This is a genomic window from Neorhizobium sp. SHOUNA12A (assembly GCF_023006505.1).
Lineage (GTDB): Bacteria > Pseudomonadota > Alphaproteobacteria > Rhizobiales > Rhizobiaceae > Neorhizobium.
Genome location: NZ_JALBGV010000029.1, coordinates 22,359 through 37,901 on the forward strand (window position 1 = coordinate 22,359; position 15,543 = coordinate 37,901).

16 protein-coding genes and 1 pseudogene are annotated in these 15,543 nt (G+C 61.1%); 3 read left to right on the forward strand and 14 right to left on the reverse strand.

What is annotated here, in order from left to right:
• Positions 1-5 precede the first annotated feature (5 nt).
• From MOV63_RS14990 to MOV63_RS15005, 4 genes and pseudogenes are all read right to left on the reverse strand, one after another.
• Entirely contained in the window at positions 6-470 is a 465-nt protein-coding gene (locus MOV63_RS14990) for a YbhB/YbcL family Raf kinase inhibitor-like protein (RefSeq protein WP_247034519.1), read from the reverse strand.
• A gap of 14 nt (positions 471-484) precedes the next feature.
• Positions 485-619: pseudogene (locus MOV63_RS14995) on the reverse strand (DUF2267 domain-containing protein); the annotation flags it as partial.
• A 102-nt stretch (positions 620-721) separates the two neighbouring features.
• Positions 722-1,771, reverse strand: a complete 1,050-nt coding sequence (locus MOV63_RS15000) for an AI-2E family transporter (protein ID WP_038543193.1) — start codon at positions 1,769-1,771, stop codon at positions 722-724.
• Positions 1,772-1,922: 151 nt separating this feature from the next.
• Positions 1,923-2,450: a DUF4142 domain-containing protein gene (locus MOV63_RS15005; RefSeq protein ID WP_247034521.1), complete on the reverse strand. Its 528-nt coding sequence runs from the start codon at positions 2,448-2,450 to the stop codon at positions 1,923-1,925.
• 171 nt (positions 2,451-2,621) lie between these two features.
• Between MOV63_RS15005 and MOV63_RS15010 the strand changes: the two genes are divergently transcribed.
• Both MOV63_RS15010 and MOV63_RS15015 read left to right on the forward strand, forming a co-directional pair.
• Positions 2,622-2,840 (forward strand): hypothetical protein, encoded by a 219-nt coding sequence (locus MOV63_RS15010; RefSeq protein ID WP_247034523.1) that lies wholly within the window; start codon positions 2,622-2,624, stop codon positions 2,838-2,840.
• A 59-nt stretch (positions 2,841-2,899) separates the two neighbouring features.
• A complete protein-coding gene (locus tag MOV63_RS15015; protein ID WP_247034524.1) occupies positions 2,900-3,832 on the forward strand; it encodes a cytochrome c in 933 nt (310 codons plus the stop codon).
• Positions 3,833-3,835: 3 nt separating this feature from the next.
• On the opposite strand, the gene MOV63_RS15020 is transcribed toward MOV63_RS15015, so the two are convergent.
• The 10 genes from MOV63_RS15020 to MOV63_RS15065 all read right to left on the reverse strand — a co-directional run bounded on the left by MOV63_RS15020 (position 3,836) and on the right by MOV63_RS15065 (position 13,937).
• Positions 3,836-4,198: a cytochrome c family protein gene (locus MOV63_RS15020; RefSeq protein WP_247034565.1), complete on the reverse strand. Its 363-nt coding sequence runs from the start codon at positions 4,196-4,198 to the stop codon at positions 3,836-3,838.
• A 25-nt stretch (positions 4,199-4,223) separates the two neighbouring features.
• Positions 4,224-5,129, reverse strand: a complete 906-nt coding sequence (locus tag MOV63_RS15025) for a cytochrome c oxidase assembly protein (protein WP_247034527.1) — start codon at positions 5,127-5,129, stop codon at positions 4,224-4,226.
• On the reverse strand, positions 5,126-5,728 hold the full coding sequence (locus MOV63_RS15030; RefSeq protein WP_247034529.1) for a cytochrome c oxidase subunit 3: 603 nt from the start codon (positions 5,726-5,728) through the stop codon (positions 5,126-5,128). Before MOV63_RS15030 ends, MOV63_RS15025 begins: the two co-directional genes overlap by 4 nt.
• Positions 5,725-7,614 (reverse strand): cytochrome c oxidase subunit I, encoded by a 1,890-nt coding sequence (gene ctaD / locus MOV63_RS15035; RefSeq protein WP_247034567.1) that lies wholly within the window; start codon positions 7,612-7,614, stop codon positions 5,725-5,727. Before ctaD ends, MOV63_RS15030 begins: the two co-directional genes overlap by 4 nt.
• 20 nt (positions 7,615-7,634) lie before the next feature.
• Entirely contained in the window at positions 7,635-8,624 is a 990-nt protein-coding gene (gene coxB / locus MOV63_RS15040; RefSeq protein ID WP_247034530.1) for a cytochrome c oxidase subunit II, read from the reverse strand.
• Positions 8,621-9,226, reverse strand: coding sequence for a cytochrome c (locus MOV63_RS15045; protein WP_247034532.1), 606 nt, complete (start codon positions 9,224-9,226; stop codon positions 8,621-8,623). Before MOV63_RS15045 ends, coxB begins: the two co-directional genes overlap by 4 nt.
• Positions 9,227-9,250: 24 nt before the next feature.
• Complete coding sequence (locus MOV63_RS15050; protein ID WP_247034534.1) at positions 9,251-11,653, reverse strand: FdhF/YdeP family oxidoreductase; 2,403 nt, start codon at positions 11,651-11,653, stop codon at positions 9,251-9,253.
• 306 nt (positions 11,654-11,959) lie between these two features.
• On the reverse strand, positions 11,960-12,262 hold the full coding sequence (locus MOV63_RS15055; protein WP_247034537.1) for a hypothetical protein: 303 nt from the start codon (positions 12,260-12,262) through the stop codon (positions 11,960-11,962).
• Between the two features lie 173 nt (positions 12,263-12,435).
• Entirely contained in the window at positions 12,436-12,879 is a 444-nt protein-coding gene (locus MOV63_RS15060; RefSeq protein WP_247034538.1) for an SRPBCC family protein, read from the reverse strand.
• A 167-nt stretch (positions 12,880-13,046) separates the two neighbouring features.
• Positions 13,047-13,937 carry a LysR family transcriptional regulator gene (locus MOV63_RS15065; protein ID WP_247034539.1) on the reverse strand — a complete coding sequence of 297 codons (891 nt, stop codon included), beginning with the start codon at positions 13,935-13,937 and terminating at the stop codon, positions 13,047-13,049.
• A 191-nt stretch (positions 13,938-14,128) separates the two neighbouring features.
• On the opposite strand from MOV63_RS15065, the gene MOV63_RS15070 reads away from it, so the two are divergent.
• Positions 14,129-15,430: an MFS transporter gene (locus MOV63_RS15070; RefSeq protein WP_247034540.1), complete on the forward strand. Its 1,302-nt coding sequence runs from the start codon at positions 14,129-14,131 to the stop codon at positions 15,428-15,430.
• Positions 15,431-15,543 lie beyond the last annotated feature (113 nt).

Below are 15,543 nucleotides of genomic sequence, written 5' to 3' on the forward strand. Positions count from 1 at the left end.
TTCGTTTAGTGGACGTCGAATGTTCCGGTGAGACTGGTCTCCGAGAGGAGGTGGCTGCGCGCCTCCTTCCACATCGCCTCCACCCCAGCGGGATCCGGCACCTTGAGGTTTGGGACATCGAGTGCGGCGAGACGGAACCGGTAATGGTGCAGGCCGTGGCCTTTCGGCGGCTGTGGACCGTCGTAACGGGCATTGCCGAAGTCGTTCTCCGAGAAACGCGGGCCACCGCCGGGCGCCGTATCTGCGCTCTGGCCCAGCCGGTTCCAGTCCTTGGGAATATTGAAGACACCGCAATGGCGGAAGATCCCGTTCGGTGCGTCCGGGTCCTCCACGATCAGCACGAAGCTTTTAGCCTCCTCGGGCGCACCGCCCCAGTTCAAAGGCGGCATCAGGTTTTCGCCGAGGCGGGTATATTTGTCCGGCAAGCGTTCGCCTTCGGCGAAAGCCGGGCTGGTGAGGGTCATGGTCATTGGTCGATCCTCCCGAGCGTGTGAAGAACCGCCCCGAGCACATGCCAGGCAAGCTGCCGGTCAAGCCCTTGATCGGCCATCAGATCATCCAGCCATATATGGGTGGTTTGCAACGTCTTGTCGAAAACGGCTATACCCGAAGCACTCATGGTTTCACCTCCATGATGATGGTTCGAATCCTCCAAACCACTCAGGACGACAGATGTTCCGGAGGCTGTCGTTAAATTGCCCGGCGCGGGTCGTTGACCTCATCAGGCATCCGATGTGCCCTCTTCCTCGACGAATATTCCCCATGCGGCAATGAAGAGGGCGGCAACCAGCGGTCCGATGACGAAACCGTTGATGCCCACAAGCGAAATGCCGCCGACGGTGGAAATCAAGACCACATAGTCGGGAAGCTTGGTCTCTCTGCCGACCAGGGGCGGCCTCAAAAGATTGTCCACAAGGCCGATGACCAGGGCGCCGACAGCAACCAGCACGATGGCCCTCAGCCAAAAGCCGGCGAGCGCCAGGTAGATGGCCGCGGGCATCCAGATCAAAGCGGCGCCGACTGCCGGCAGCAGCGACAGGAAACTCATCAGAACGCCCCACAGCAGGGCCGGCTCCACGCCGAGGAACCAGAACGCAACGCCGCCGATCGAGCCCTGGATGATGGCAATGATGATATTGCCCCGCACCGTCGCATGAATGACCGCGGTGAATTTGGAGGCGAAGCGAAGGGTATGCGCGTCGCTGAGGGGGAGCGCTTTTCTGACGGCGCGGGCAAGCAGCTGGCCGTCCCGGAACACGAAGAACAGCAGATAGAGCATCACGCCGAAGGTGACGAAGAACTGCAAGGTGTTCTGGCCAAAGCTCAAGGCGCGTCCCGCAAAGAAACCTCCGCCCTGCATCAGCGCCGGGGAGATACGATCCTGCAATGCACCGAAGCCATCCAACTCGATCCGTTCGAGCCAACTGCGGACGAACAAGGGGAGCGTCTCCTGGAGCTCCTGGAAAAACCTTCGCACATCGATCTCGCCGTTGTCGATACGTTGGTAGAGGAGGTTCCCCTGTTGGACGAGCGAGCTGAGGACGACCAGTCCGGGAATGATGACGACGCAAAGGCAGATCAGCACGGAGAGCGCTGCAGCGGCATTTTTCCGCCCGCCCAGCAGCGCTTCCATACGCAGGTGAAGAGGAAAGAAGATGATGGCGAGGACGACGGCCCATAATATCGCCGAGTAGAACGGCAGGACGACGGCGACGAACGCAATGGTCACAAGGACCAGAAGCACATAAAAACTGATGCGCTGAAGGGGCATGCGACCTTTCCGCTTCGAGACTGCGCCGATGGTAGCACAGATGCAGCCGCAGCGCTCGGCTCCCGGTTCTTACCCTCCTGTCGAATTTGCGTCCACGGTTTCACGACCGCCGCATAAGCGGCAGCCGTCGTCTGAAGCCGTGCAATAGCCGCTACTTGTTCAAGTCCTTGGCCATCTGCAGATGATGTTCGAGCGCAGGCGTGGTCTTTGCAGCCCATGCCTTCAGGTCGGCATTCTCGCCTTCCTTGCCATATCGCTTGAACAGGTCGACGGCATCTTTGTGGGCGTCTTCCTGATCCGAATGATATTGCTTGGTGAACTTTGCGCCTTGGAGGCCCTTGAGCTTGTTGAGTGATCTCCCTTGCGCCCTGGTCATCGCGGTTGGCAGTTTGGCTTTCACCTTGCCGCCGTCGACGAGCTGTTTCAGTTCCGTCGTCGTCTTCTGGTGGTCCTGGATCATCTGCTGCGCGAACGTCTTCGTGGACGCATCGGCCCGTTCGGCGGCCAGCTTGCTGGACTCGATCTCGAACATGTCGCTCGTAGCAGCTTCCGTCACGAAATCCTGGGTCTTCGGAGCAACGCCCACGAGCGAATTGACGCCTGATTTTTCTGCCGCCGACTGTGCGAACGCCGATGTCGTTACCATTGCCATGGCAGCCATGAGTGCGATCTTCTTCATGAAACTCTCCTTTCCATCAACAAATTCCGATTTCGCATCAACGCGAACAACCCATTCCCCCTGTTGTTCCAACACCTGCGGAAAATCTCGTTTCGATCCCGGAAAGGCTGAAGCTGAATGCCATGGCACAAAACGGCCTCTTGAGTGTTTGAATGCTCAATGGAGGCTGAAATGAGCACTGAAAAGCAGACGACCGGCCTGAACGACAGGCCCAAGGACGCACCGATCGGCCAGGCCGCCGAAGGTTTGCCCGATGACAGCGGGCGCCCTGTCGAAGTGGACGACGAAACGATCGAAAGAACGCGCCGCAAGCTCTCGGACAATCCTCGCGAAAAACTTCTGAAGGACGTGCGGGAACAGGAAGACGCTTCGCGGCTGGGGTCCGAATGAGCTCATCCTCCGCCGTCCAAATAGGCCGACCCAGGCTTATCGCCGTTACCCGATGGAACATGCGCGGCGGGACAGGCGATATACGGTGGGCCTCGTTAATAGCAGCGGCCCTCGGAGTGGTGATTTCCATATTTCTCGGACTTTGGTGGGTGACGGCCGCAGTGCCCCGCTTTGACCCTCACGATCCGGCGTTGCGGAGCGGGAATGCGGCGCACGGGCGGCTGGTATTTGCTGCAGGCAACTGCGCCGCCTGCCACGCGACGCCGGGCCAGTCGGACCCGCTGGAACTGGGCGGCGGTCTGGCGCTCGCCTCTCCCTTCGGAACCTTCAGGGTTCCCAATATTTCCTCTGATGCCACCGACGGTATAGGCTCGTGGTCGGTCGCCGATTTGGCGAACGCGCTGATCGCCGGCGTCTCCCCGGCAGGCCAGCATTATTATCCGGCCTTCCCTTATTCCAGCTATACCGGCATGCGCCTCGAGGATATCGAGGATCTCTATGCCTATCTCAAAACCCTGCCCGCGGTTTCAGGCCGCCCGCCACCGCACGACCTGCCTCTCCTTTTCCGTTTCCGTCGCGGCCTGGGTCTGTGGAAGCTGTTGTTTTTCGAGGACGGTCGGAGCGAGGCGCGGCTGAACGGCGATCCGGTCCACGACCGCGGCGCCTATTTGGCAGAAACCCTCGGCCACTGCGCCGAATGCCATTCCGCCCGCAATGCGCTCGGGGCGATTAAGCCCGAGACGCGGTTCGCCGGAGGTGTCGATCCGGAGGGCACCGGTTTCGTTCCGAACATCACGCCAAACCGCATCGGCCACTGGTCGGAAGCTGAGGTCGCCGCGATGCTGCGGACCGGCGAGACGCCCGGACACGGCCGGGTCGGATCGTCGATGGCGGATGTCGTTGCCAATTTTTCTCTATTGCAGCAAAGCGACCGCGATGCCGTGGCCCGTTACGTGAAGTCTCTCCCGCCTCGCCCGACGCCGCATCCCTGATGGTCAGTGTTCGTAGAGATAAGCCGCCAGATGTCGCGCCTCGGCTTCGGAAATGCCGGTCATCGGCATCGCCGTCCTTGGTGAGAACCGTTGCGGGGATACGATCCACTGGACGAGGTTGTCAGGCGTATTGTTGATCACGCCGCCGATATAGACGCGCTGCCGCAGACCGGTTAGCGGACCCGCGACCTTGCCGTCGGCGCCAGCAATGCCGGGAATAGCGTGGCATCCTGCGCATCCGTATTTGCGGAAGATCGCCGGCGCCTGCGCCGGGTCGCCGCCTGTCATGGCAACCGCCACCGCGCGGCGCTCCTCGCTGCCCTTGGTAAGATAGGTTCCGACACCGAAGAGCAATGCGATCAGCATGCTGCCGATCAGCGCGAGCCGGAATTCAGGAATGGACACGGCTTGCATTGAGGCCTCCCCTGCTCGAACCGGCGATCCAGAGCGCCAACATCGCCAGAGCGGCGCCGGCATAGATGATGCCGCCCGGCCCCCACATCACCATTCCGGCCAGCTGCTGATCCTCCAGCGGCGTAAGCCCCCACTCCTGCGCCATCCTGGTCTGCGAAAGGTAGGCAACCTGCGGAGATAGAGCGATCAGGGCTCCAAGAATGCTTGTGTGCAGCATCGTCAGGAACAGATGCCAGGCGGCCATGCCCCGGTCGCTTCGCCAGATCATGGCCCACCAGAAAATCACCGCCGTTGCGAAAAAACTCAGGTGCTGCAGCCTGTGAAGCAGAATGTCGCTAACCGCCGCATCGAACAGGGTGGGCGCATGCCAGACCCAGATGGCCAGGCCATGCAGCAGCGTAGCCGGAGTACCCGCGCTCAACGCGTTCCAGGTCCTCCATACTAGGCCCGTCTTCATGACATCCCGGACCAGATGCCGGAGCGGCCGCGGCAGACCCCAGAGGAATATACCGACCGGACGTGCCAGGACGACCAGCGGTGCGGCGACCGCCATGACGAGTTCATGCTCGATCATGTGGAAGGTGAAAAGATGCTCCCCGAGAAAATGGAGGGGCGAGACCAACGCGGAGACCAGGGATAGCCATCCGGTCCAGTAGAGAATGCCGGAGTTGATGGCGAAAAGCGGTCTGTTGGCCCTTTGCTGGAATTTTACCGATCCGAGGGCATAGAGACCGCCAGCAATGGCGATCGGGGTGACGATCCACGGATCGAAGGTCCACGGAAAAGCCGAGGCGTGCGGCTCACCGTCATGTGCCGCTGCCGGGAGTGCTCCGATCGCAAGCAGCGCGGTGGTGAGCGTAAAGTCCCCCTGTCGAGCGTTCATAGCCGTGGCACCCAGTAGATACAGGCATAGAGGGGAAGCCAGGTGATGACGACGAAGTTCCAGTAAAGCGCATTATCCTCGACATCGCCGTAGCGTCGCGTGTTGTCGGCGTGCCGCGAGAACATCAGGCAAGTCAGCACCAGCGTGTCGATGAGATCGGTCAGAACGTGGATGGTATGGAGGCCGAGAAGGGTCCAGGCGATCGAGCCATAGGCATTGTCGTCCCAGCGTATATGCAGGGCGGGGAACTCGAAGACTCGAAACACCAGCGGCGCGATGCCGCACAGCGACATCACGATGAGGCCGATCCGCACCCGTTTGAGGTTTCGCTTCTGTGCCCATCGCGATACCATTATGTTTGGCAGGACGCTTGCCACAAGCAGCGCCGTCAGCGCCGTTCCCGCCCAGAGGTCAGGCGCAGGCGCATCGACCGGCCACTGCGGCGCCAGAAACATCAGATAGAAATAGACCACGATCGCCAGGCCGAATCCCGATCCCTCGATGAGCATGAAGGCATAGGTCCCCCACCATGTGGCGCTCGCTATGCCCATGCCGTGCAGCGGCAGTCTCGATACATCCAGAACGACGCGTTCCTTCACGATTCATCCTCCGCTTCACCCTTCGGCCAAAACCATCCGATCAGCGCGATTGCGATCGGGATCGAGCCCCAGACGACGGCCCAGGGCGAAAATATCGACCAGATCAGCATGACCGAGGTCGCGATCGCCGCCCAGAACGGCCAGACCGAATCCTGGGGAGACGATTCGCGCGCCTCCGGAAGTGCTTCAACGACGCCGGTGATCAGAAGTTCGCGACGGTCGGTCCTCAGCCCGGAGCTCACCGGCAGAGCGTCCGGCTGCGACCAGAGCGGGTTGCGATCGTCGACCACGGGGATGGACCGGAAATTGTAGGGCGGCGGCGGCGAACTGGTGGCCCATTCGAGCGTCGGCGCATTCCAGGGATTGTCGCCGGCAGGCCTGCCGAACGACCAGCTCCGGATGGCGTCGATGAAAAAGACGAGAAAGCCGAGCGACAGAATGATCGCGCTCAGGCTGACGAACAGGTTCAGGCCCGCCCAGGGCAGGTCCGGCTGGTAGGTATAAATGCGGCGCGGCATGCCCTGCAGGCCGAGAATATGCATCGGGAAAAAGGTCAGGTGGAAGCTGATGAAGATCAGCCAGAATGCCCACTGCCCCAGCCTTTCGCTCATCATCCGGCCGGTCATCTTGGGAAACCAGTAGTAGACGGCCGCGATCAGCGGAAAGACCGCGCCGCCGATCAGCACGTAATGGAAATGCGCCACGACGAAATAGGTGTCGTGGACCTGGGCGTCGAACGGCACCGACGCGACCATGACACCCGTCAGCCCTCCGATCACGAAGGTGATGATGAAACCGATCACGAACAGCAGCGGCGTCTTGAAGACCGGCCGCCCGGACCAGAGCGTCGCCAGCCAGCAGAATATCTGGACGCCAGCGGGGATGGCGATGGACATGCTCGACGCCGTGAAGAAGCTTTCGCCGAGCCGCGGCAGGCCGACGACGAACATGTGATGCACCCATAATCCAAAGGCGAGGACGCCGGTGGCGATCAGCGCCATCACCAGGGGAAGATAACCGAATACGGGGCGCTGGACGAAGGTCGGAAGGATCGTCGAAACCATGCCGACGGCCGGCAGGAAGATGATGTAGACTTCAGGGTGGCCGAAGAACCAGAACAGGTGCTGCCAGAGCAGCGCGTCGCCGCCTTCGGCAGGATTGTAGAAATGCGTGCCGACGAGGCGGTCCATGATCAGCGTCGAGCTCGCGAACATGATTGCCGGCATCGCCATGATGACGAGGAACGCCATGACCAGCATGGACCAGACCAGGAGAGGTATCCGGTCGAGCGACATGCCTGGCGCGCGCTGCTTGAAAACAGTGACGACGATTTCGACCGCGATCGCCAGCGCCGACACTTCGGTGAACGTGATCATCTGTGCCCAGATATCGGCACGCTTTCCGGCCCCGTATTCCGGCCCGGAAAGGGGCACATAGGCGAACCAGCCGATATCCGGCGCGGTATCGAGCGCAAACGAGATCCAGAGCAGCAGCCCGCCGGCAAGAAACAACCAGTACGAAAAGGCGTTCAGCCGCGGAAAAGCGATGTTGCGTGTGCCGACCATCAAGGGCACGAGGTAGACAGCCATGGCTTCCATGACCGGCACGGCGAACAGGAACATCATGTTCGAACCATGCATGGTGAAGATCTGGTTGTAGCGATCCGCGTCGACGAAGCGTGCTTCCGGCTGCGACAGTTGGAGGCGCATCGCCAGTGCCAGAATGCCGCCGAGGATGAGAAACACAAAGGCGGTGACGATATAGCGTCGGGCGACGACCTTGTGATCGACCGACGCGATGGCGCCCCAGAAGCCGGGCTTGGATGTCCATGTCCGGGCAAGTTGCCGCTCGAGTTCAGCCTCGTCCAGATCGGCGTCCGTCACCATGGATGATCTCTGCTCAGCCGTCATTTGAGGCTTTCCATATAGGCGGAAAGCTGGCGCAGCTCGTCACCCGTCAAGGGTACGAGCGGCATGTTGTTTCCGGGCTTAAGGGTCTGAGGATCGGCGATCCAGGCCGCAAGAGAACCGCGGGTGTTGTCCATGAGCCCCGCCGCGATGGTGCGGCGGCTGCCGACATGGGTGAGGTCAGGCCCGGTCGTGCCGGTTGCGCCGGTTCCCCGTATCGTGTGGCATGCGGCACATCGCCTTGCCATGAATACAGCCTTTCCGGCGCTCGCCTCGGCCTCGCCAGTCTGTGCGCCGGGCTGTCGCTGGGTGGCCGCCCATTGCCTGTAGCTTTCCTCTTCCTCGGCAATGACGAAAAAGGCCATGTGGCTGTGTTGCAGCCCACAGAATTCGGCGCATTGGCCGCGGTAGACCCCTGGCCGCTCTGCCCGAAGGGTGAGAAGGTTTTCTCGACCGGGGACGAGGTCCTGCTTGCCGCCAAGACTCGGCACCCAGAAGGAGTGGATGACATCGGTGCTTTCCAGCCGTACCCGTACCTCCTTGCCGACGGGAATATGGATCTCGTTGGCGGTCTGAAAAGACCCCGCGTCGGCGTCTTCGTAGACGAACTGCCACCACCACTGCTGGGCGCGGACACGGATTGTCAGGTCCGGGTCTCCCGCCCGGTCGAGACTTCTCGTCGTCTGAAAACTTAAGATCGTCAGTCCGCCGATGATCAGGACCGTTGCGGCAACCGCTCCCGACACCCAGACCCCCAGGCGCTGTTCGGAACCTCGGCTATCTCCGGCCTGCCCGTCACGGCGGCGCGTCAGCGACCAGGCCAGCATGATCATCACCCCAATCCAGACGACCAGGCAGACGACGACGATAAGAACAATCAGGTCCCTGAGAAGGGCGCCTGAGTAGCCTTGCGCATCGAGAGCCGACTGGCTCCCGCCACATCCCGAAAGAAGCACAGGAAGCGGGAGGAGAATGAGCGGTGCTCTCAAGGCGACGGCCCCTGTTCGGGATGCACCGGGCTCGGCCCCTCGTTAAAGAGCAACGCCGCCGGGGAACGGTTCTCCGCCGGTCTGTTCTGTCGGTCGTCGTTTCGGCCTGGAGCGGTAGTCTTTGCGGAATAGGCACCAATGCTTTTGACATAACCCGACAGCTGCCAGATCTCGTCGATCGTCATTCTGTCCCGGAACGGTGGCATGCCGTGCGGTCGCCCATCACGGATGGAGGCAACGATCGACACGATCGACGGGCCATAGAGCCACCATCCGTCGAGAAAGGATGGCCCTGCCCCACCTTCCCCCTCCCCGTGACACGATGCACAGCTGAACCAGGAGTAGAGGCGCTTGCCTTGGCTCATATCGTAGGCCGTGTTTTCGTAAGGTTGGTTGAGCGCGAAATAAACTTCCGGCGGGGCGCCGCCGATGCCGCTCGGCATCAGCCGGATGGCATCCAGTGCGGCGGATACGGGTGGATCGGTGCGATATTGCCGCGGCACCCTCAGCAGTCCGATGGCAACCGCAACGGCAAGCAGGGCCGCAACGCAGCAAACCTCAAAAATCCGGACCGGACCCTTGCCTGAGACAGCCGGCGACATCGCTTGACCTCCCACGCGTCGTTCTCAATTGAGTGGCATATGGCTCGACCGGCTGAGACGCACCGGCAGGAGCTTGTAGGATGGCGTCTTCGCTTGGGGGCTATGATGGCTGAGCGGAAACAAGGGGTTGGTTTCCGGATAATAGGCGCCGCAGCAGCCCTTGGGGATATCGTAGGCAAGGATCCTGAAACCCTGAACCGTCCGCCTTGTTTCCGGGTCGATCGCGGTGATCAGATCGACGATATCCCCGTCCGCGAAACCGAGCCGTTCGATGTCCTGCGGATTGACGAACAGGACCTGCCGGGTCCCGTCGACGCCGCGGAACCGATCGCTGTAACCGTAGACGGTGGTGTTGAACTGATCGTTCGACCGCAGGCTGGCAAGATGAAGAACGTCTTCTCCCATCGCTTCGGTGGGAAGCTCAGGAAACAGGCGATCCGGGGTGATGAAGTTCGCCTTTCCGTTTCTGGTGACCCATTTCCGTTCCCTGGCCGGCAGAGGGCGCGGGATCCCGCCGGGCTGGAAGAGGCGCTTGTTGAAATCCTTGAACGTCTCCGGATAGGTTTTTTCGATCGCATTGCGGATTTCCGAATAGTCGTCGACCCAGCGGTCCCAGGGCACGTTGCCTCGCGTTAGAGTCGCTTTGGCAATGCCGGCGATGATGGCAGGTTCAGACAGGAGTTCGGAGCTGGCGGGCTTGGCCTTGCCCCGCGAGCCGTGGAAATGTGCCACGGAGCTTTCCATCGAAACCGCCTGCGGTCCGCTTGCCTGCTCGTCGACCTCGATGCGACCGAGACAGGGAAGCAGGTAGGCGACCTCCCCGTGGACGACATGACTGCGGTTGAGCTTGGTGGCGATCTGCACCGTCAGGCGGAGCTTGCGCCACGCGGCTTCCATGGCAACGGTTTCCGGCGCGGCTCTGAGGAAATTACCGCCGAGGCCGATAAACGCCTTTGTTTCTCCGTCGAGGACCGACTTGCACGATTCCACCGTCGAATGGCCCTGCCAGCGTGGAGGATCGAAATGGTAGAGTTCCGAGAGCTTGTCCAGCGGCACGAGCCCCGGCTTTTCGGTGATGCCGACGGTACGCTGGCCCTGCACGTTGGAGTGGCCTCGCACAGCGCAGATATTGGCGCCCGGTTTTCCGATATTGCCGCGCAGGAGGGCGAGGTTGACGACCATATGGACGTTCTGCACGCCCATCATGTGCTGGGTCAGCCCCATGCCATAGACCATCAAAACGGCGTCGGAGCGGGCGTAGATGCGGGCCGCCTCCGTCATCTGCTCGCGGGTGAGCCCTGAAACGCGCTCCAACTCTTCCCAGGCATAATTTCGGGCCGCCGCCGCAAATTCCTCGAACCCGGACGTATGCTGTGAAATGAAATCATGATCGAGAATGTGTTTCTTGTCGGCCGCGGCAATCGACGCCGCGAAGGCCACTGCCGCGGCATCGTTCGGATCGTCCGGCGTGCCGTCGGACCCGGAGACCTTGCTGACATGGGCCTCGTGAAGCGCATCGTCCGCCTGTATGAGCGCCTTGCAGATGCCAAACAGGGCAGCGATATCTCCACCCAGCCGGACCTGGTAATAGTTCGAGGAGATCTGTGTCTCCTTGCCCGTCAACATCTGGCTCGGAGCCTGGGGATTGACGAAGCGCTCCAGCCCCGGCTCCCGGAGCGGGTTGAACGTCACGATCTTGACGCCTCGGTCGGCGGCATCCTGAAGATCGTGGAGCATTCGCGGCGACGAGGTTCCGACATTCTGCGCCATGTAGAAGATGCAGTCGCAATTCTGGAAATCCGACAGGATCGCCGTGCCGACCGAAGCTCCGATGCTTTCCGGAAGGGCAACCGACGAGCTCTCGTGGCACATGTTGGAGGAATCGGGCAGGTTGTTGCTCCCGAATATCCGCGCGAAAAGCTGGTACATGTAGGAGGTCTCGAGCGAAGCTCGACCTGATGTGTAGAACTCGACTTTCTCGGGGGCGATGGCCTGCAATTCGCGGCCGATTTCCTCGAACGCGGCTGCCCATGTCACCGGCAGATATTTGTCGCTTGCCGGGTCCCATCGCATCGGATGGGTCAGTCGTCCCTGCTCTTCCAGATCGTGATCACGCCAGGTCTCCAGCTCGCTCAGCGTATGGGCGTCGAAAAAGGCCCTGTCCGCGCGCCGGGTGGTGATTTCCCAAGCGGTCGCCTTGGCCCCGTTCTCGCAGAATTCCAGCGGATGCGTCTTAGCCGGCTTGGCCCATGCGCAACTGACGCACATGTAGCCGTCCGGCTTGTTCTGATGCGCCAGAAGAGAGGGGCCGGACAAAGGAACATGTTCCCGAATGAGCACCTCACCCACCGACTTTGCCGATCCCCACCCACCGGCAGGGCCGCTTGGGAAACCTAAACGAGGCGTCTTGTTCGGTTTTGATGTCATTATGGAAACGCAATGGTTGGACTGGGCTAGCTAATAACTTGGCTCCGCCGCCGTAGTTCCATGCCGCCGGAACTTAGTTCGACAACGGCCTCGGCTCCCTATCAGAGCCACTTCCGAGCCTTGCGACTGGGGGCCTAGCTGCGGCGGCCACCAAAGCGGGCTCCAGAGCTGAGATAGTTCCAGACCAATATTCGCCGGGCCCGATCGCAGAGCGGCGTACCCATCGGCATGCGCAATGCCGATGGCGGCCGTAGATTGTCGGTACGTGACGCTGGAAGGCGGTCGAAAAGGCCGCTGTGCCTCGACTTACTTCACGCAGCCGGCGGATGCATTGTTTTGATTTGGCCTGGAATTGTCCTTGGCGGCCTGCGCGGGGTCGCACTTGTTCGGCGGCTGGCGTGTGTCGCTCTTGGTGCTGCCCGTTTGAGTCTGGTCGAGAGGTCCGCCCGTGCCGGCGGTCGGTCCGCCAGTGTCTCCCGTATTGCCCGGTCCGTCGATGGCTCCCGTGGCGCCACCTGCGGCATTGCCGGGGCTCGGTGTCGTTTGAGCGGTCGCGCTGCCGGCCGTGAAAAGAGTGACGATGATGGCTGTGGCTATGAGCTTGGTCATGTGAGGTCTCTCGGTTGCTGCTCGAACCGAACCAAGACCGTGGCTTCCGGTTCCAGCAACCAAGAGCCACATTTCCGGAAGCAGGACGGATTTAATCGATAACAAAGCCGAGGCCGGATCGCGAAAAATGGTTGACGCGATCCGGTCACGGCCGATTATTCGATCCTGATACCTTATTCGTTGATCTCGGGCTCGACGACCTTTGCGAGGTTCCGCAGCGACTCCTGCCAACCGAGATAACAAGCCTCGGGCGGGATGACGTCCGGTACCCCTGCCTGGGTAATATTGACCTCGGTCCCGACCGAAACCTTCTTCAGCGTCACCGTGACTTCCATCTCGCCGGGCAGGTTGGGATCGTCGAATTTGTCGACGTAGCGGAGGCGCTCGCCGGGAACGAGTTCTAGATATTCGCCGCCGAAGGCATGACTGTTGCCCGTCGTAAAGTTCCTGAAGGACATTTTGAACGTTCCTCCGACCGTCGGTTCAAAGTGATGGACAGTGCACAGAAAGCCATTGGGCGGAAGCCATTTGGCGAGTGCGTCAGCCTCGATGAACGCCCGATAGACCTTCTCCGGGCTGGTCGCCAGAACGCGATGCAGGGTTATGGTATTCGGCATGGTCGTGATCCTTTTTGAATTGCCATGGACGACTCTAAGGACGAACGGGATTTTGCCAATCCGACATCGGATCGATTTTTTTGGCGCAGGAATTATCCGGGTGTTCCGGCTGCAGGCTTGGGCCAAGCTCTCCTGCCAGGGCAGGTTATCGACGCCACGGCAGGCTGTCACCTGAATGCTTCGAAGATCAATCCTCGCAGCCAGCGGTGAGCAGGGTCCGCGTCCATGCGCGGATGCCAGGTCTGCGCGATCGAAAAGCCAGGCGTCGCCACCGGCAGGTCGAACATCTGGGTCTGGTCTGTACCCCCCGCCCGGCAGTACGAGCGCGGCACCAACCCGACAAGATCGGATGCCGCCGCAACGGCAAGCACTGCCGGATAGCTCGGCACCACGAGGCTGATCTTTCGCGAGAGGCCCAGTTCGGCCAGCGCTTCATCGACCGGCCCGGTAAAATGTCCTCGTCTGGAGGAGATCACATGTCCGCACGCTGCATATCGCTCGGCGGTTATCGGCGTGGTTTTGAAAAGAGGGTGACCTAGCCTCGCCACGCCGACAAAGACGTCCTCAAACAGGGTTTGGCCGCGCAGCTCCGCGCCATCACCGGAAATAACGCCGATATCCAGGTCAATCGCAGCATCTCTCAAAGGCTGAATTTCCTTGTTCGGCTTCGGCACGAAGCGCAGCCGTATGCCCGGCGCGGCATCCGTTACGGCAACGCTGAGGCGAGCGGCGTTCAGGAGCACGAATGCTTCGTTGGCACGGATCGTGAAGTCGCATTGGAATTCCCGGATGTCGATGTCCTGCTGGGGACTCAACACGGTCTGGACCGCCATCGTCAGCGACCGCACCTGCTCGGCAATCGCTTCGGCATGCGGCGTCGCGACCATTGCCCGCCCCGCCGGGACAAGAATGGGATCACGCAATGCCGTCCTCAACCTCGACAGTGTCCGGCTCATCGCCGATGTGCTCAGCCCCAGCCTGCGTGCTGCACCCGACACGCTCCGCTCGCGAAGCAATGCATCCAGGGCCAATAGCAGGTTGAGGTCGAGATCAGGCATGATGTCGAACCTAGCGAGGTATGGCGTATGGCGCAAGAGTGAGTTGCATGTGTTGCGTCTGGCGCAAATGTAAGCCTGCGGATATCGATGGGGAAGCTCAACGAACCGGTGTTTCTCCCATGTCCGTAACGTCACCCGCAAACCTTGCCCACGATGGCTTGACGTCACCCCGAAGGTACCTGGCGGTCGCAGTGCTTTTGACGACGCTCGTCCTCGTCGTGCTGGATGGAGCGATCGCCAATGTCGCGCTGCCATCGATCGCCGCCTCGCTCGGGGCCGATGCCAGCGACACTGTCTGGGTCGTATCAAGTTATCAGCTTGCCGTGCTTGTCGCACTTCTGCCCTGCGGCGCGTTGGGCGAAATCCATGGCCCGCGGCGCGTATTCCTGATCGGCGTCGCTCTCTTCACGGTGGCTTCGGCAGCATGTGCCCTCGCCGGAAATCTTCCCGTTCTCGTGGCTTCCCGATTTGCGCAAGGGCTGGGTGCAGGCGCGATCATGGCCCTGGGCATGATGAACCTGCGCTTTGCGGTGCCGCACCGGCTGTTCGGAACCATTATCGGCCTCAATGCGATGATCATCGCGATCTCTTCCGCCGCAGGGCCAGGCGTTGCCGGGGCGATCCTTTCCGTCGCCGATTGGCCCTGGTTATTTGCCGTCAACGTGCCGCTGGGCCTCATCGTCCTTTTGTGCGGCGGTTTTCTGGGTCACCTGCCGGGGATGAAGCGGCACCTGAATGCTGCCGTATTGGTCGCCAACACGCTGATGTTCATATTGTTCTTCTCCGGTGCGGACCGGATAGCCAGCGAACCGATCAGCGGCTCGATCCTGATCGTCGGTTCCATCCTGTGCCTATGGGCGCTGCTGCGCCTTGAACGTAAGAACGAGACGCCGATTGTTCCGACCGATCTTTTGGCCAAGCCAGCCTTCCGGCTTGCGATCATCGCATCGGTATCGTGTTTTACCGGCCAGATGCTCAGCTATGTCGCCCTGCCGTTCTACCTTCAGCACACCCTGCATATGACACCGGTGCTGGCGGGCCTTTATATGATACCTTGGCCCGCCGCGACGATCGTCGCCGCGCCGATTTCAGGGTGGCTGGCCAATCGCGTCAAGACGGCGTGGCTCTGCGCTTCCGGCGGCGGGTTGTTGGCCGCAGGTCTCCTCATCGCCGGTCTCTCTCCTCCCGATCCAAGAGGAATTGCCTTTTTGGCCGGCACCGTCCTCGCGGGAATCGGTTTCGGTCTGTTCCAGACGCCGAATAACCGAACCCTGCTTCTGTCAGCACCGAAAACGCGCAGCGGTGCCGCGGGCGCCATGCAAGGCACGGCACGACTACTCGGCCAAACCTTTGGCGGTATCTCCATGTCGATCATTTTCCAGACCATGCCTCTATCGAGCGCACCGAATATCGCGCTCGTTCTGGCCGGCATCTGCGCGATTGTCTCCGGCCTGGTCAGCCTGAGCCGCGTCCGCTTCGAGGTGGTTGAATAAGGCACCGAGTGCTTACAAAAGGAGAATGCAGCGTTGAACGGTGAGCGACCGCAATGGGTCGCAGGTGGAAGATCGCCCGCCTTCGAAATGTGCCAGGAACAGGCTTAGTCGGG

Excerpts from the sequence above, each read along its gene's own strand:
- MOV63_RS15055 (WP_247034537.1), bottom strand. The coding sequence starts at position 12,262 with ATGACCAAGCTCATAGCCACAGCCATCATCGTCACTCTTTTCACGGCC.
- MOV63_RS15015 (WP_247034524.1), top strand. The coding sequence starts at position 2,900 with ATGCGCGGCGGGACAGGCGATATACGGTGGGCCTCGTTAATAGCAGCG.
- ctaD (WP_247034567.1), bottom strand. The coding sequence starts at position 7,614 with ATGGTGACGGACGCCGATCTGGACGAGGCTGAACTCGAGCGGCAACTT.
- MOV63_RS15020 (WP_247034565.1), bottom strand. The coding sequence starts at position 4,198 with ATGCTGATCGCATTGCTCTTCGGTGTCGGAACCTATCTTACCAAGGGC.
- MOV63_RS15000 (WP_038543193.1), bottom strand. The coding sequence starts at position 1,771 with ATGCCCCTTCAGCGCATCAGTTTTTATGTGCTTCTGGTCCTTGTGACC.
- MOV63_RS15065 (WP_247034539.1), bottom strand. The coding sequence starts at position 13,937 with ATGCCTGATCTCGACCTCAACCTGCTATTGGCCCTGGATGCATTGCTT.
- MOV63_RS15060 (WP_247034538.1), bottom strand. The coding sequence starts at position 12,879 with ATGCCGAATACCATAACCCTGCATCGCGTTCTGGCGACCAGCCCGGAG.
- MOV63_RS15025 (WP_247034527.1), bottom strand. The coding sequence starts at position 5,129 with ATGAACGCTCGACAGGGGGACTTTACGCTCACCACCGCGCTGCTTGCG.
- MOV63_RS15050 (WP_247034534.1), bottom strand. The coding sequence starts at position 11,653 with ATGACATCAAAACCGAACAAGACGCCTCGTTTAGGTTTCCCAAGCGGC.
- MOV63_RS15010 (WP_247034523.1), top strand. The coding sequence starts at position 2,622 with ATGAGCACTGAAAAGCAGACGACCGGCCTGAACGACAGGCCCAAGGAC.
- MOV63_RS15045 (WP_247034532.1), bottom strand. The coding sequence starts at position 9,226 with ATGTCGCCGGCTGTCTCAGGCAAGGGTCCGGTCCGGATTTTTGAGGTT.
- MOV63_RS15005 (WP_247034521.1), bottom strand. The coding sequence starts at position 2,450 with ATGAAGAAGATCGCACTCATGGCTGCCATGGCAATGGTAACGACATCG.
- MOV63_RS14990 (WP_247034519.1), bottom strand. The coding sequence starts at position 470 with ATGACCATGACCCTCACCAGCCCGGCTTTCGCCGAAGGCGAACGCTTG.